Here is a 15804-nt window from a genome sequence, read left to right as displayed (position 1 = left end):
ACAAGCGTAAAATCGCGCACAACCGCCTCCGTCCCAGGGGGCGGTTGTGCTTTTTTGACAGGAGGTGTACATGCAGGCATCAGGTCAGAAAAGGCGGCCGCTCCGCATCACTTGCTGCTGCCTGCCCGGTTCGCTCAAAGAGCTTGACCACAACATAGCGACCATGAAGACCGCCGTTACAAAGGCTAAACAGCAAGGTTCCGATCTGACTGTTTTTGGTGAGGCTTTTTTGAGCGGTTTTGAAGCGCTTGATTTCTCTTACCTGCATGACGCCGCCAGAGCCCTCTTCGTCAGGGGAAAAGAAATCGCCCAAATCAGGAGCTGGGCCGCAGAAAACCGGATGGCCATCGGTTTTGGTTTTTACGAAAATGACGGCGGCTATCTTTTTTCCTCCTACCTGGTCATCGACAAGCTGGGCGATATCAAGGGCCATTACCGGCGCGTTTCAAAAGGGTGGAGAAAGAAAAATACCCCTGTGGAATATCGGGAAGGCGATGAGTTCATTACTTTTCGGCTGGATCAAACAAGGATCACCCTTCTGGTCTGCGGCGACTTATGGGAGGATGACCTCTTGATGCCCATCATTGACAGGGACGTGGAGACCGATCTTTTCCTTTGGCCGGTCCACTGCGACTATCCCGTCAGCCAATGGCACGAAACAGAAGGGGAGGCCTACCGTCAACGGTCCCAGATCCTGTCCAAACCGGTCCTTTTTGTCAATAATTACGTCGACCCGGCGGATCGTGCAAAAGGGGGGGCCTACCTTTGGCACCTGGGCAGGGAACTTGACGCCCTTCCCTACGGTCTGCCGGGCTTACTGCATGTGGAGGTTTAGCATGGCTCTTGTCTTCATTGTGGTTTTCATTTTTTCGCTGACTCTTGCATGAATCCAGACATCGGTTCCAAATGCATCTGCCACCTCTGCCCCCGCGGCTGCGGTGCCCCCCGCACACCGGATCAGCCCGGCTGGTGCGGATCTGATGAAGGTTTTTCCGACTACCGGGTCTCCAGCCTCATGCCCCATTTCGGAGAAGAGCGCTGCATCAGCGGCTATCGGGGATCCGGCACCATCTTTTTCACCGGTTGCTCTCTAAAATGCTGTTTTTGTCAGAATTACACCATCAGCCACGGGCATCAGGGACAACGGATCACTTCGGAAGAGCTGGTTCGCAAGATGGAAAAACTCCTGGATTTCGGCGTCCACAACCTCAACCTGGTAACTCCCAGCCACTATGCCGACCGGCTGCCCGGTACCATCGAAAGCCTGCGCCGGACAGTGACCTGGCAGCGCTGGCCGGTTCCGGTCATCTGGAACAGCAGCGCCTATGAAACCGTCGACAGCCTCGACTCTCTGGCAGACACAGTCGATGTCTACCTGGCGGACATGAAGTTTCACGACTCCCAGCTGGCTCAAGACCTTGCCGGGGCGCCGGACTATGCCGATCTGGCGCTTTTGGCCATCCGTGAGATGGTCCGCCAGCAGCCCCGTCCTGTTTTTGACAGCCGGGGGCTGATCCTGCGGGGGCTTGTCATCCGTCACCTGATCCTGCCGGATCACTGCCAGGATTCCTTGCGGATCCTGGAGGAACTGGCCTCTTTTGTTCCGCTCGACATGCCCCTGTCCCTGATGAAGCAGTACACACCGCAGCCGGGCAGCCCCTGCGGCCACCGGGCTGAAATGAACCGGCGGCGTCTGCCCGGCGAATATCAGCAAGTGGTTGACTTCGCGGACAGGCTCGGATTTACCCATATTTTGAGGCAATAGGCGGCCCGGTCTTTTCTGCCTGTATCACCTGCTCCACTTTCTCCTTTTTTTTGTGCTAGTATTTCCGAGGTTGAAAAAAGGAGAGCAGTCAATGACGAAATTTCAGGAAGCATTGGAGAAAAATCTGGATACACTGGAGCTCTACGTACCTGTCGTCGACCGTGTTCACGGCGGCGCGCATCCGGAATTCCACGGTGTCCGAAAACTGTTCGAGGATATTGCCGGCAGGTCCAGGAAGGGCGAGGAAGACTTTTCCCGGGAGTTTGAGCTTCTGCGGGGCATTACCAACAATTACAACGTGCCTTGTGATGTCTGCGAAACCTTCGAAGCCGTTTATGAGATGCTGGCTGAGCTGGACCAGGCCTATCAGGACCAGGATCAATAATGCGAAAAATCCAACGGGCCATCCTGAAGAATAAGAACAGCATTGCCCTTGTCAGTGGAGTCCTGATTGCCGCGGCTTTCGTGGTCAAGTGGACGGGCGGCCCGGTGCTCTTCACCCACGTCGCCCTGATCATGGCTTCCATCCTGGGCCTGATTCCCATCGCCATCCAGGCCTGGCAGTCCCTGCGTGTCAAGGTGGTCAGTATTGATGTGCTGGTCACGCTGGCAGTTGCGGGTGCCTTTGCCATTCAAAACTTTGAGGAATCAGCCGTGGTCACCTTCCTCTTTCTTTTCGGCGCTTACCTTGAACAGCGAACCTTGAATAAGACACGGTCCGCCATCAAAGCCCTGACCGAAATGGCTCCGGATACTGCCTGGAAGAGGATGGAGGACGGGAACTTCGTGGAAGTCGATATCGTCGATGTCGACATCGGCGATGTCCTGCTGGTGAAGACGGGCGCCCGCGTGCCGGTCGACGGCAGGGTTTTGTTTGGTGAGGGAAGTGTCAACGAGGCCAGCATTACCGGTGAGTCCATGCCGGCCGCCAAAGAAAAAAACTCCCTGGTCTACGCCGGTACCCTGCTCGATAATGGCACCCTGCAGATCGAGGCTGACCGCGTCGGCGAAGATACGACCTTCGGCAAGATCATTGAGCTTGTCGAGGAGGCTCAGGACTCCAAGTCACGGGCCGAACGCTTCATCGACCGGTTCTCCCGGTATTACACCCCTGCCATCCTGCTGACGGCCCTCCTGGTCTGGTTTTTCACCAAAAATGTTGAACTTGCCATCACCATCCTGGTGCTCGGCTGTCCCGGCGCCCTGGTGATCGGAGTACCCGTCTCAAACGTCGCGGGCATTGGCAACGGGGCCGCTCACGGCATCCTTTTGAAAGGGAGCGAGGTCATCCGGGATTTCAGCCGGCTCGACCGGATGGTCTTTGACAAGACGGGGACCCTGACGGCCGGCAATCCGTCCGTTTCAGAAAAAATCGTCTATGGGGATCAGGCCGACCAGGCTCTTAGTTTGCTGGCCAGCATCGAAGCCGAATCCGATCATCCGCTGGCCAAGGCTGTCCTGGAAAATATCGGTGAGGTCCCCCGTTCGGAGGTGACCGCCACCCACGTCGTCAAGGGCGGCGGTATCGTGTCCTCAGCTGGAGGACATGTCGTGCTGGTCGGCAATGCGGCGCTCATGCAAAGTGAGGGGGTTGAATTGAGCCAGGCGGTCCAAACCGACCTTTTACGCCTCGAGGCGGCCGGCAACTCACTGGTACTGGCGGCCGTGGACGGCGAGCTGAAGGTGCTGATGGGAATCCGGGATCAGGTCCGCCCCGGCGTCCGGGAAAGCCTCGAACGGATCAAACGGCTGGGCGTAAAAAAACTCATCATGCTGTCAGGCGACAACCAGGGCACCGTCGATGTCATTGCCCGGGAGCTGGGTTTGACCAAGGCTCTGGGAAAGATGCTGCCCCAGGACAAGTCGGCCTACATCAAGGAAAGGATTGACCGGGGCGAGATCATCGCCTTTGTCGGCGACGGCGTCAACGACAGCCCCTCCCTGGCCTTGGCCCAGATCGGGATCGCCATGGGAAGCGGCACGGAGGTTGCCATTGAAACATCCAATGTTGTTCTGATGAATTCCGATTTCAACCGGCTGCCCCACGCCTTGGGGCTGGCCAAGGCGACGGTTCGGAATATGACGCAGAATATGGTCATCGCCGTCGGGGTCGTCTTTGCCCTGCTTGCCAGCGTCCTCTTCGGTGACTGGATGAACATGTCCATCGGCATGCTGGTTCACGAAGGCAGCATCCTGGCAGTCATCTTAAACGGTATGAGATTGTTAGGCTACAAACTGAGAAAATGAAGGAGAATGCATGAAATCTGCAATCATCCAGTTGGAAACACTGATCTGCCCTTCCTGTTCCCAAAAGATCGCAGCAGCCTTGAAGCAACTTGATGGCGTTGAAGGAGAATCCGTCACCGTCTCATTTAGCTCCAGCCGGGCCAAACTCGACTTCGACGAGACACAAGTGACCCTCCGGGACATTGAAAATGCCATCGACCGGGTCGGCTTCGAAGTTGTGAAGTCAAAGATCAGATAGGGGCGGGTTCTCTGCCATCCGCTGGCGCAGAAGGTAGCGGGCCTCATCCAGATGGCTTTGCGCCTTGGTGATCCGGTCACCCACGGTCAGTACCGATGAAGTCTGCGGGTCGACCAGCCGGATCCCCCCTTTGATCGGCTTGGAAACCCAGTCTTTGGCACGTCTGAATTCTTCCCGGTCACCCCAGAGGTAGGGAACGGGCAGAAAACCGGCTGTAAAGAGCGTATAAAAACCTTCCGCGCTGTAGGGGTCCGGGATCGAGTTTTCAATGGCCCGGACAATCGCGCGGGCCTCCCGGATCAGTTCAGCTGCCTGCACCTCAACACCGGCATGCCTCCCCATATCGTCAACATCCCCTTTTCGCCTTAAATCCCGGTATTGATTGAGGGCGGACAGGGAAATCCGGACACTCTCCCCGATAATTGCCGGTGTCGCCAGGTGTGAGGCCTCGGAGTAACTGACCACATGGACAAGGGGCGGACTGGATTCATCGCGGGGTTCAATGTCGTCCATGAGGGCGGTCACGGCGGCCAGCTGGATCCTGGCTTCATAGAGATCAGGCTTGAAATAGTCGAGGCCGGCCCTGGGCTGGAGGATAAGCCTGAAGTCGGGATCTTCCAGGGTTTTGACCATCTTGAGGAGCGCCCGCGTCTTGGCCAGGTCCCGGATCCCCCAGGTCATCCGGGGCGTGTTCAGCATGGTTTGGAGGATGAAGGTCCTGATCCCCTTTTGCTTGGCCAGTTTGGCTGCCAGGTAGCCTGAAACGATGTAAGTCACATCATCTGCCCCCCGGAAGGCGAAATGGTGGGGAACATTGGCTTCGAAAGGTTTGCGGGTTTCCGCGATAAAGTCCAGGGTTTCCGTGTGTTGCTGCAGATTGGTGTAGAGGTCATAGGGACCCCGTCCGTCCAGCTGATTGAACCACCACAGGGACAGGGCGTGCCAGCAGATGTTCATGGTTTCTTCGTGCATGCGGGCCAGTTGGGGGATATTTTTTGTGCCGGCGTAGGTTCTCACCAGCATCGGCCTTGACGCCTGGTAGATCATCCGGTATTCATCCGGTGAATTGACGGGAACACCTCCGCCGTTCGGTTGATCCCCCCAGTCCTCGCCAAAATTGGATTGGGTCAGCTGGGAGCTGCCGATGGAGAGAATGTCCAGAAAACCTCCCTGCGCCAGTTCCTTGGCCCACCGGATAAATTCCGAAACGGATTCCTCCCGGGAAACCAAAGAAGAGTAAGGGCCGGCATGCGCCCTGATCAAGGGTTCGGAGCGGGGGGCCCGGTTGGCGTCAAGCCTTCGGGTCAGCGTATCGCTCCGGCTTCCGTACTCCCGATAGCCGGACCGATCCGGAAACGGATGGGCGGTGTAGCCCTGTGAATCAATGAGCCATTTGCCAAAGTCAAGCCTGGCCCGGTCATAGAGGCTGCTTTCCTGAAGCTCGGGGGGGATGCGATCCGCGGGAACGCCCATTTTCTCCAGGGTCTCTTCCGGCGTCTCCCCTCCCTTGAAGGTTACGACCAGGCCGCCATGGGCATTATGGATGGCTTCACAGGCTGCGGGCAGGCCGGCAAAAAAAAGCAGGTCCAGCGGGCCCCCCTGAAAGGAGAATAGGCGCCGCTCTTTGAGCGCTTCGACCAGATAACCCACCATATGGATGGCATCTTCTTCATCTAGGCGGTAGCTGATTCCCAGCCTCCGGATCTTGCTTTTTACGATCCAGTCGATCACCAGCCGGCGCTTGGCCTCATGCATGCAGAGACTGAGCGCTCCGGCAGCTTCCTGGCCGGCATGGACTACCTGATAGCCGCATTCGCCCAGCAGTTCGGCGACTGTGTGTATTCCCAGGGTGTGGGCATCGGCAGAGGGCTTGATCAGGCCGTAAACCGGACCATCCCCCCTATGCATCAGGCAGCTCTTCCATCAGGTCATGCAGGCATTGCTTACCTTTCCCCAGCCCCAGGCTCTCCAAATTGCGTCCGCCTTTTCGAAAATCGATTCCCATGAGTCTGGACGCCAGGTCGATGATCAGGCTGGTGTGAGACATGTCGACCCCGTGGGCCAGACCGACGGCTTCCAGAGGAACCAGACCGCACGGCACATCCTCCAGGATGTAGCGGTGCTGCAGGGTCTGGGGGGCATCAATTTTCTTGTAGGCTTCATTATTTTGAAGACATTCATAAAGGGTTTCGCCCGTGATGTGGTAGGTCCGCTTCAACCATTCCCTGGTTGTTTCAACCCGATGATCGAGCGCCCGCGAGACACCGATGCGCTCATGGTCCAGTTTTTCGAGAAGCCCGCTGATGGTCGGCGTGATTCCGTCGTAATAGTACTTGTAGATATTTGTTTCGTTTTCCGTCCAGCCCGCATTTAAAAGCAACGGTGCGCAGTGCAGGATCATGCCCACATTGCCGATCGACGTCTCGATCATTGAACGGGCCGGGATGAAAAAATCCCTGATGCAGGCCGGGAGCCTGGCGATAACGGCCGCATTGTCACTGGCTTTGAAAGTAGAAAGGAGTACATCGGATTTCAAGGCGACTATGTGGACTGTGTCAGCCCCGGTCCTGCGGCAGGTGTAGATGATGGTCTGTGCCTCGGCGATGGTCTGGGGGAGTTTTGGATTGGCCTTCTCGTAGATCATCCGGAACTCCAGGGCGCCGAAAGTCCTTCCAGGGTTCAGAAGAATCAGTGTTTCCCTGCTGATGTTCCTGGCGATCAGATCTGCCAGATCCCGATGCGCGTAGGCAGGTGTTGTGATCAGAATCAGGTCGGGATCCTCCAGGGCAATGGAGATATCGCTGGTTGCCCGATGGATGGGAATGTGCCCGCTGATGACACCGTCACAATGAATGACCGGGTGATCAATCAGTCTTTCGATGGATGATCGGGTCCGGTTCCATAAAGTGACCTGATGGCCGCCCAAGCTAACATGCGCAGCCATGGCCAAGCCGGAATTACCCGCCCCGACGACAGTAACTCTCATAGGGACTCCCCCTGTTCGCAAAAGATGCACCGCCCCCGGGCCGCAAGAATCAAAGTGATGGATCAGTTTGTCAGATTGCTAAAAAACCTGGGCAAATGCGGTGCGCATGCCCCCGGTTCGCCTGTGGAGCGGCTGTTAAACAATTACGTCAGGTTCATATTATAGCAAATAATTGAATGGTTTCCCAAAAATCGGCTGGGGAGCGAACTATCCTTCGTATCTGAGGGCTTCGATGGGGTGTTTGCCGGCTGCCTTGTAGGCAGGATAAATGCCGAAAAGAACGCCGATGATGACCGCAAAGCCCATGGCGATTAAAACGATCCCAAGCGAAAGACGGAAAGCAATAAGTCCCCCGGCAATCAGCGTTGCAACCCGGAGCAGGCCAAAGGATAAGACAATACCGATGGCGCAGCCCATGAGGCTGATCACCAGGGCCTCGATCAGGAACTGGAAGAGGATGCTGCCTCTGGCGGCGCCGACAGCTTTGCGGATGCCGATCTCTTTGGTCCGTTCCGTCACTGAAACCAGCATGATGTTCATGATGCCGATGCCGCCGACCAGGAGGGAAATGGCGGCAATGCCGCCCAGCAAATAGGACAGCATGTCGGTCACCGTTCCGACCACGCTCATCAGGTTGGACTGGTTGAAGATGAAAAAGGCACTGTCATCCTCCTTGAGGCGCCGCATCAAAAAGGAAGTCAGGGCTTCCTCCGCCTCGTCCATGCTTCTGGGGTTGGAAGGCGTGACAATGAAATTGGAGATACCCCCGCGCACGCCGGACATGCGGGTCAGCACCGTGAAGGGCGTGTAGATCTTGACAGAAGTCGTCATGACGCTCATGAGGGAAGTGTCTTCCTCCAAGACTCCCACGACCGTGAATGGCCTGCCATTCAACATCATGGTTTCATTCAGGGGATCGGACTGGCCAAAAAACTTGTCCGCCGCCTCAAGGCTGAGCACGACGACGTAGGAACTGTTATCTATGTCGCTTGTCTTCAAAAACCGGCCCTGCCGCATCTGCCAGTGATGGATCTCCCCATAGGAAGGCAGTGTCCCATAGAGGGTTGCCGGCTCCTCCGTGTAACCGTGCCGGGCGGTAACCAGGGTTTGAACCAGGGGGGCAGCCTGGCCGATGGCCGGGTTGGACTTGAGCTGGTCAAGATCAGCCAGCTTCAGTGGATGCCCCTTGTCATCGAAGACCATGGTAGTTAAAAGGTCGGTCCCCAGGGTTGAGACCTGTTCCGTGACCGAGTCGGAGGCGCTGCTGACCAGGGACACCAGCACGACCAGGGCAATGACCCCGATGATGATGCCCAGCATGGTGAGAAAAGAACGGATCTTGTTGGCTGTAATCGAGTCAAAGGCCATGCGGATGGATTGGAAGATCATGCCCTTGCCTCCTCGTAGACCTTGCCGTCAAAAATATGTACCATGCGGCTTGCTGTTTTTGCGATATCGGGATTGTGGGTGATCAGCAGGATGGTATTGCCTGACTGGTGCAGCTCATGGAATAATTCAATGATCTCGGCACCTGTCTTGGAGTCAAGGTTGCCTGTCGGTTCGTCAGCCAGCAGGAGGGAGGGCCTGGTCACCAGGGCCCGGGCAATGGCAACCCGCTGCTGCTGGCCGCCGGACAGCTCTTGAGGTTTGTGTTTGCGTCTGTCATAAAGGTCGACGCGCTGCAAGGCTTCATTGACCAGCTTTTTGCGGTCACCCATGGCCAGCCGCTGATAAATCAGCGGCAACTCCACATTGGCCTCCGCAGTCAGCCTGGAAAGCAGGTTGAACCCCTGGAAAACAAATCCGATCTTGCGATTGCGGATTGCGGCCAGTTCCCGGTCGGAATAGCGGTCAATGGGCAGGCCGTCCAGGATGTATTGGCCACTGTCCGCCACATCCAGACAGCCGATGATATTCATCATGGTGGTTTTGCCGCTGCCCGAGGGACCGACAATACTGACGAATTCCCCTTCCCGGACCGTCAGCGAGGCCTGGTCAAGCGCCCGGACCTCCTGACCGCCAACCTGGTAGATCTTGGATACGTCATGAAGTTCGATCATGAGTTTATTCATCGGCTGTCCCTTCACCGGCCTGGCTGTTTCTCCCCGTCCGGTGACCCGGCGGACTGAAGGGAAAGAGGTTGTCCGTGGTTGTTACCTTGTAGAAGACGGTCTCACCTTCCCTCAGACCCCCGGTAATCTCAACCCTGTCGCCGTCGGAAAGGCCCGTTTCAAGATCTACCTCACCTGTGAGGCTGCCGCTTTTCTCATCTTTTGCCGTGTAGACAAAAATGCGGCCGCCGCTTTCCTGGAGGGCGGTAACAGGAAGAAGCAAAATGTCTTTCTTTTCATCAACGGTAATGGTGGCCGTCACACTCATGCCGGGACGCATCCGCTGATCGGCTTCGATCAGGATCCTGGCCGGGTATTTGGCAATTCCTCCCGCCTCAATGGCGGCGGCTGCCACACGGTCGATGGTTCCCACAAAGACCTGGTTCTCGATGGCGTCAAAGGTGATGGCTGCCTGCTGGCCTTTCCTGACCGAGAGGACATCGAGCTCATCAATATTGATGGACAGGGCGAAGCGGCCGGTCGGTGCCACCGTGAAAGCGGGGAAAACTGACTCCGCTTCCTGCAGGCGATTGGCCATATCCGCCTTTTCACCCGTCTTCTCACCCTCTTTGAGGCGGGTATCTAATACAAAGAGATCAAAAGGTGCCCGCAGTTCACCTGTTTTTTCCAATTCCAGAAGCTCGCGGAGTTTTTTCTCCCATTCCTCCCGGTCGGCAAACAATTGGTCATAGGCCGGGCCGGCAGGCAGGTCCTCCAAGGTGAAAAGGGCCTTGCCGGCGGAAATCTTCTGGTTATTGGAAACGTGAATTTGCTTGACTTTTCCTTCAGTCGCAATGATGGCGAGCGGGCGGTGGACGTAAAGATCACCCTGTCCAAGCTCTTCACCCTCTTTCGTCCTGACCGTGACCCGTTCGCCCGGCTCCGGGCCGTCATCGGTCAAGGTGACGGAATACACACCCCTGTCTCTCTTTTCAACTGTCCCTTCCCTGCTTCTACCGTCGGATAAAAGAATCTCGAGCTTGTCATCCCTTTCCAGCTCAGCCGGACTTTCAAAGGTCACCGCCATCCGGCCATCCAGTGACAGGAGGAGGGCCGCCCCATGCTTCTCGTAAGCTGTGGCAGCCTCATCGTTTTTATCGATGTAGATAGCCTTGACACGGCCCGCCTGCACGGAGCGGACGACCCTGGTATCGGCCGGCGTCCGGGCGATGGCCAGGTCAAGGTTATCAATCTCTGACAGGACCCGGTCGATGGCAAGCCGGATAGACAGGGAATCAAAGGTGGCCATCAGATCGCCACGGGCTGCCTGATCGCCGGCATCAAAGTAAATATGATCGACCAGAAGACCCGCCGGAACCTCAATTTCCGATGACTCATCGTAGCCCAGTTGTCCCGTGCCGATCACCGTCACCGTCAGGCTTCCTCTTTCGAGAGTGGCCTGGCGGATATTGGCCCCGGGAACTTGGCGTCTTGGCGGAATAACCGCGACCGCGGTCACCAAGGCGGCCAGGAGGACCACAAGGACCCAGGGCCACCATTTTCGTCTTTTTGCCGGTAATTTCACTTTGTCTTGGCTCATGATCTTTCCTTCCAATGTCCCTACTGAAACATGTTAAAGGATAGCCTATAAAGATGGCCTTGAGATGAATTCCGGGAAAACTAATTTTGAGCGGCGAAACAGGGCAGGACCATTGCAACAGGTCGCCAAAACGACTAGAATTAATTCCCCTACCCAGGTGAAGGAACCAGGAACATGGACTACATTTCAAGCAAGGAAGCAGCTGAGAAGTGGCAAGTCTCTTTGAGACAGGTTCAACGCCTTTTATCGAAAGGCCGGGTTCCCGGTGCCAAAAAATACGGGCCTGCCTGGATGATCCCGGCAAACGCTGAAAAACCTTCCGATCCCCGCAGAAGAAGAGACCTTACGAATCAGGCGCTGTCTTCCGATTTAATCCGCCTGATTGAAGCAACTTCACTGCCTATGCCGGGGAATGATCCCGATTCCATTCTCGGCCGGGTAAAAGACGAAAGAGCCGCCCTGCAGTACAAGGCAGAAATCGCCTACCTGAGGGGTGACTTTGTCACGGCTTATGGCTGTTACCAGGCAACCGAAGGGGACCCGGCCGCCCGATTGCGGGCGTCTTTGGTTGGAATCGCCGCCCTGGTCAGTTTGGGGGATTACTCCGCCTACAGGGAACTGGAGGCCAGCTTGATCCATTACAGGGAGGCATACCTGGGAAGTGAACTGGCCCTGGTCGCGGAATTGGCGCTGACCAGCCTGGCCGTTGCCGTCGCGGCCCCCGGTTTGGTCCCGGATTGGCTTCGGGAAGGCGACTTCCAGGCCTTTCCGATCCAGATGAACCCTTCTTTTTTGCTCTATATGCGTGCCAAATATTTGCTCTATATCGGCCAGTACGCAGCGGCCCTGGCCGTTGCCCAATCAGTCCTGGCCTTCGGCCTGCGGGGGAAGGGGATCAGCTTTCCGGAAATTTACCTGCAGTTGATCTGCGCGCTTTCCTGCCACTGCCTGGGACATTCAGACAAGGCTGGCCACCTGCTCCTTAATACCATGCGCATCACCCTGCCGCATGGTTTCATCACACCTTTCGCCGAGCATCTTTCAGATTTTGGCGGCCTGATCGAACAGGCCCTGAACCTGGAGTTCCCTCAGTACCTGGATACCGTGACCGCCCAGTGGCAGGAGACGGTCAAGCATTGGATCTCCTTCCATAACCAGTTCACCGAGGACCACATCACCACCATTCTTTCGTTGCGGGAATACCACCTGGCCCAGCTGGTTGCCCGCCGTATTCCCTACGCCGTCATCGCCGGACAATTCAACATTTCTCTTGGCAGGTTGAAAAACATCATGTTGGAAATTTACGAAAAACTCGGCATCTCCAACCGGGATGAACTGGCCGCCCATGTACTGATGCTGAAATAGAAAATTCGATTTTGCCGATCTGGCGGATTGCGGCCAAGTCTTCATTTTTCTTCCGGTTTCCCGCCTGTCTGACCTGGAAATCGTGACTTTTTGATGCCAGAAAGTCACTTCCGCAAGGGCGGATTTGCCCCTACCATGGAAATAGATAACTGATTGCAGCATCCGAATGTTTCTGTTTCGAAAAATCCGCCGGTCTTCGAATGAAGACAGATACACCTTTGATCGCAGATCATTCCCAAGCGGCCCTTTCGTCCAAAGACACGGATAACAATCGGCTTGAAAGCAGGCCGGGAAAGGTGGCAGATTCATGAGTATGAAAGCGAAACGCATGGTTTGCTTATTGTTTGTGGCGGCGCTGGGCATCGCCCTGATACCCCGGCCGGCCCGGGCGGATTCACAAACGGTTGGCGATTTTGTCGTCACAACAGACAGCACCTCCGGCTATGCTTACGACAGCAGCAGCCACACACTCAAATTTTCGGCCGCAGGCAGTTACACCGTTTCCATGAAAACCGGCGTCACCACCACGCAGGACAATATTATTGTTGACGGCGGAAGCCAGTCCAACCCCATCGAAATTGCCCTCAATGGTGTAAACATCAGCGCCCGGGACAGAAGCTCCTTTTACATGGCCAATCCATCCCATGTCAGGTTGATCCTGGCGGCGGGCACGACCAACAGTTTTTCAAACAACCTTGGGGCGGGGATCACCTGCCTGTCGGCATCGACCCTGATCATCGAGGGGAGCGGATCGCTGAAAGCGACCGGGCCGGGTGCGGGGATCGGCGGGGGCTTCGACGATATCAACGAGACTTACGACAGCGGCAGCGGTGCCATCCATATCAAGGGCGGAACCATTGAGGCGTCAAGCACCCTGCATGGTGCGGGCATCGGCGGCTCGAGCGCCGCCCTTAACTGCGGTCCGGTCACCATCAGCGGCGGTATCGTCACCGCCTATGGCGGTACCTATTGTCCGGGCATCGGCCCGGGCGTCATAACCATACCTGGGAGCGGGGCTCTGCTTCCCAAATTACCATCAGCGGCGGCACGGTGGCCGCCACGGGCGGGGATCACGGCGCGGGCATCGGCGGCGCCTATGTCGGCGTCAGCTCCGGCACGCCTGTGGGCCCCATCCTTATCAGCGGGGGCGGGGTGACGGCAAGCGGCAAGGGCGGCGGCGCCGGCATCGGCGGTGGCCGAAACGGCAGCGGCGACCAGATCACCATCAGCGGCGGTACGGTGACCGCCACGGGCAGCCAGGATGCCGCGGGCATCGGCGGCGGCTACTCGGGCGATTCCGGCCAGATCCGGATCACGGGCGGTACCGTTTTATCAAGCGGCGGATCAGGAGGCGCGGGAATTGGCTGCGGCAGGGATCGCAGCAACTGCTGCGTCATCATTACGGGCGGCAGCATCAAAGCTCAGGGTAGCGGCGGCGGACAGGACATCGGAACCGGAAACAACTACGCGGGCAATAAGTCCAACCCCACCAACGGCCCGGACAAGGGCAATCAACCGGTCTATCTGACCCGGGTCACCCTTCTGGGCTTGACGGCTCAAACCGGTGTGCCCGCCCTCCAGCAGGACGCGGGCTACCCCTACGGCTGCAGCGGAATGAAAACGGACAGCTCCGGCCTTTTGTGCCTCTATCTGCCGTCTGGGACGGAAACGACAGCCGCGGCCACATCAGACGGCACCTATACGGGCTCAATCACCACCACCGGTGACCACCAAACGGCCGGTACCTTGGAGAAGCTGGGTTACATCCAGCTTGCCTCGCCCAAGGGCCTGGCCTGGGGCCAGGATGTGCCTTGGCTGGCGGTCTGGAATCCGGTGGCAGGCGCGTCCGGCTACAAGATTTGGCTCTACCATGAGGGCGTCCAGCAAGGTGAAGTCATCCGGGTATCCGAAGCAAGCTGCGACCTGGATCAGGCCCTGCACGATGCGGGTAACGATGCCAATTACACTTACAAGGTGCAGGCCCTGGGCGACGGAGCAACCTATCATGACAGTCCGGTATCTCTCGAAAGTCCCGCCAATTATTTCCGCGATCCTTGGATTTCAAGTCCCGACAACCCGGTGGTTCAGGCCGTCAAAAATCAACCCTTCAGCTGTACCTTTACCGCGGTCGGCAGGCGGCCTTGCATCTTTACCTTTGAACCCGTCACCCCATCCAGCCTTTGGAGTTCTTTTTCCATGTCCGAGGATGGCATACTGACCGGCCTGCCTTCAAGCGCAGTGGGCGGAAATTTCTATGTTTATGCCACTAATAACTACAGCACGACACAAAGACTATACACCCTCTCAGTCAAAGATCCCGACCAGGTGCCCGTGCTTGGCATGGCTTCCATGCTGGCCTGGGACGAGACCTTTCCGGGCCTGGCGTCCTGGGGGCCGGTGGACGGGGCGGCCGCCTACCGCCTGCAGCTCTACCGCGACAGCGACCCCCAGGGAGGTCCGGTCGATGTCACTGCAGGGCGCGAATACGATTTTCTCCCGGCCATCGAGGAAACGGGCACCGGCATCTATCACTTTTCCGTCACGGCCCTTGGCGATGGCGTCAACTATGTGGACGGACTATCAACAGGGCCGAGTGAGGCCGGCTATGACTACGCAGCGCCCCTCATCGCCCCGGCCATCTCCATTCTGACACTTCCCGAGGCGGACTTGAACGAGGATTACAGCCAGATTTTGACGGCGACAGGCGATCCGCCCATCAGCTGGTCGGTGACGGAAGGGTCGCTTCCCGCTGGGCTCAGCCTGTCGAGAATCGGACTTCTTGCCGGCAAACCGGTCTCGGGAGGAAATTTCACTTTCACCGTCCAGGCTAAAAACGCAGCGGGAAGTGATACTTGTACCTACACCCTTTCGGTCCGCGAGCCGGAAAAAATCCTGGTCGGCCACTTTTCTTTTACACCCATCACCGGGCTGGTCAACGGCACGGCCAAAACGGCTGAAGCTTTGGGCCTTCCCGAAACGGGGACCCTGGCCACTCAGTTCAGCCAGGTCGAAGCGACCGTCAACTGGGACCTGGATTCCTGTTCTTACGATCCCGATGACAAGGATGCGCAGACCTTCCATGTCTATGGAAGCTTCGTCCTGCCGGAGGGTGTCATCAATCCTTACGGGATTCCCCTGGCTACCGGCATCATGGTTACCGTCCTTGAAGAGGTAATCCCGGTTTATACCGTGATCTACGATGGCAATGGTGCCACGGGGGGCGCGACCGCCAGCAGTGTCCATGTCGTCGGACAGGCACAGGAGCTCACAAAGAACGGATTTACCAGGAATTTCTATCTGTTTACCGGCTGGTCCTTGACGGCCGGAGGCCCGGTCCGCTTCCTGGACGAGGAAAGTGTCATCGACCTGTCCGGTCTTGATGGAGACACAATCACGCTTTACGCTGTATGGCAGCCTGTTTCCTTCTCAATTGTCTATGAACTGGACGGGGGGGCCGCCGACAACCCCTCAAGCTACACTGTCGAGAGCGATGAGATTGAACTGAATCCACCGCTAAAGACCGGTTATGCTTTCACCGGCTGGTCGGGCACG

At 57.1% G+C, this 15804-nt stretch carries 12 protein-coding genes and 1 pseudogene; 8 read left to right on the top strand and 5 right to left on the bottom strand.

All coding sequences use genetic code 11. From position 1 onward, the window contains the following. The first annotated feature begins 70 nt into the window (after positions 1–70). The 5 genes from GX839_02560 to GX839_02540 all read left to right on the top strand — a co-directional run bounded on the left by GX839_02560 (position 71) and on the right by GX839_02540 (position 4250). Positions 71–835, top strand: coding sequence for a carbon-nitrogen hydrolase family protein (locus GX839_02560; protein NLB04348.1), 765 nt, complete (start codon positions 71–73; stop codon positions 833–835). A 48-nt stretch (positions 836–883) separates the two neighbouring features. Continuing rightward, the gene (locus GX839_02555) at positions 884–1765 is read left to right on the top strand and encodes a 4Fe-4S cluster-binding domain-containing protein (protein ID NLB04347.1); all 882 of its coding nucleotides are present in this window, start codon (positions 884–886) and stop codon (positions 1763–1765) included. Positions 1766–1856: 91 nt separating this feature from the next. After that, positions 1857–2150 (top strand): iron-sulfur cluster repair di-iron protein, ric, encoded by a 294-nt coding sequence (locus tag GX839_02550; protein NLB04346.1) that lies wholly within the window; start codon positions 1857–1859, stop codon positions 2148–2150. Positions 2151–2158: 8 nt separating this feature from the next. Then, entirely contained in the window at positions 2159–4012 is a 1854-nt protein-coding gene (locus GX839_02545; GenBank protein NLB04345.1) for a heavy metal translocating P-type ATPase, read from the top strand. Between the two features lie 10 nt (positions 4013–4022). Next, the gene (locus GX839_02540; protein NLB04344.1) at positions 4023–4250 is read left to right on the top strand and encodes a heavy-metal-associated domain-containing protein; all 228 of its coding nucleotides are present in this window, start codon (positions 4023–4025) and stop codon (positions 4248–4250) included. On the opposite strand, the gene GX839_02535 is transcribed toward GX839_02540, so the two are convergent. The 5 genes from GX839_02535 to GX839_02515 all read right to left on the bottom strand — a co-directional run bounded on the left by GX839_02535 (position 4236) and on the right by GX839_02515 (position 10887). Further along, on the bottom strand, positions 4236–6158 hold the full coding sequence (locus GX839_02535) for a cobalamin-binding protein (protein ID NLB04343.1): 1923 nt from the start codon (positions 6156–6158) through the stop codon (positions 4236–4238). The genes GX839_02540 and GX839_02535 overlap by 15 nt on opposite strands. Then, positions 6151–7236, bottom strand: coding sequence for an NADP transhydrogenase subunit alpha (locus tag GX839_02530; protein ID NLB04342.1), 1086 nt, complete (start codon positions 7234–7236; stop codon positions 6151–6153). The genes GX839_02535 and GX839_02530 overlap by 8 nt, the downstream gene beginning before the upstream one ends. A 207-nt stretch (positions 7237–7443) precedes the next feature. Then, complete coding sequence (locus GX839_02525) at positions 7444–8625, bottom strand: FtsX-like permease family protein (GenBank protein ID NLB04341.1); 1182 nt, start codon at positions 8623–8625, stop codon at positions 7444–7446. Next, positions 8622–9296, bottom strand: a complete 675-nt coding sequence (locus GX839_02520; GenBank protein NLB04340.1) for an ABC transporter ATP-binding protein — start codon at positions 9294–9296, stop codon at positions 8622–8624. Before GX839_02520 ends, GX839_02525 begins: the two co-directional genes overlap by 4 nt. 4 nt (positions 9297–9300) lie before the next feature. Then, complete coding sequence (locus GX839_02515; protein ID NLB04339.1) at positions 9301–10887, bottom strand: HlyD family efflux transporter periplasmic adaptor subunit; 1587 nt, start codon at positions 10885–10887, stop codon at positions 9301–9303. A 174-nt stretch (positions 10888–11061) separates the two neighbouring features. Between GX839_02515 and GX839_02510 the strand changes: the two are divergent. The 3 genes and pseudogenes from GX839_02510 to GX839_02500 form a co-directional block, all read left to right on the top strand. Continuing rightward, positions 11062–11241: pseudogene (locus GX839_02510) on the top strand (helix-turn-helix domain-containing protein). A 1318-nt stretch (positions 11242–12559) separates the two neighbouring features. Then, positions 12560–13408 carry a carbohydrate-binding domain-containing protein gene (locus tag GX839_02505; GenBank protein NLB04338.1) on the top strand — a complete coding sequence of 283 codons (849 nt, stop codon included), beginning with the start codon at positions 12560–12562 and terminating at the stop codon, positions 13406–13408. After that, on the top strand, positions 13303–15804 hold a 2502-nt coding region (locus tag GX839_02500), incomplete at its 3' end, for an InlB B-repeat-containing protein (protein ID NLB04337.1). The genes GX839_02505 and GX839_02500, both read left to right, overlap by 106 nt.

It is taken from the genome of Fastidiosipila sp., assembly GCA_012511175.1.
Taxonomy (GTDB): domain Bacteria; phylum Bacillota; class Clostridia; order Saccharofermentanales; family DTU023; genus UBA4923.
This window is presented reverse-complemented; position numbering and strand designations above follow the sequence as displayed.

Bases quoted from the DNA above. Each gene is read 5' to 3' on its own strand.
- GX839_02555 (NLB04347.1), top strand. From the start codon at position 884: ATGAATCCAGACATCGGTTCCAAATGCATCTGCCACCTCTGCCCCCGC.
- GX839_02525 (NLB04341.1), bottom strand. From the start codon at position 8,625: ATGATCTTCCAATCCATCCGCATGGCCTTTGACTCGATTACAGCCAAC.
- GX839_02515 (NLB04339.1), bottom strand. From the start codon at position 10,887: ATGAGCCAAGACAAAGTGAAATTACCGGCAAAAAGACGAAAATGGTGG.
- GX839_02550 (NLB04346.1), top strand. From the start codon at position 1,857: ATGACGAAATTTCAGGAAGCATTGGAGAAAAATCTGGATACACTGGAG.
- GX839_02530 (NLB04342.1), bottom strand. From the start codon at position 7,236: ATGAGAGTTACTGTCGTCGGGGCGGGTAATTCCGGCTTGGCCATGGCT.
- GX839_02540 (NLB04344.1), top strand. From the start codon at position 4,023: ATGAAATCTGCAATCATCCAGTTGGAAACACTGATCTGCCCTTCCTGT.
- GX839_02505 (NLB04338.1), top strand. From the start codon at position 12,560: ATGAGTATGAAAGCGAAACGCATGGTTTGCTTATTGTTTGTGGCGGCG.
- GX839_02560 (NLB04348.1), top strand. From the start codon at position 71: ATGCAGGCATCAGGTCAGAAAAGGCGGCCGCTCCGCATCACTTGCTGC.
- GX839_02520 (NLB04340.1), bottom strand. From the start codon at position 9,296: ATGATCGAACTTCATGACGTATCCAAGATCTACCAGGTTGGCGGTCAG.
- GX839_02535 (NLB04343.1), bottom strand. From the start codon at position 6,158: ATGCATAGGGGGGATGGTCCGGTTTACGGCCTGATCAAGCCCTCTGCC.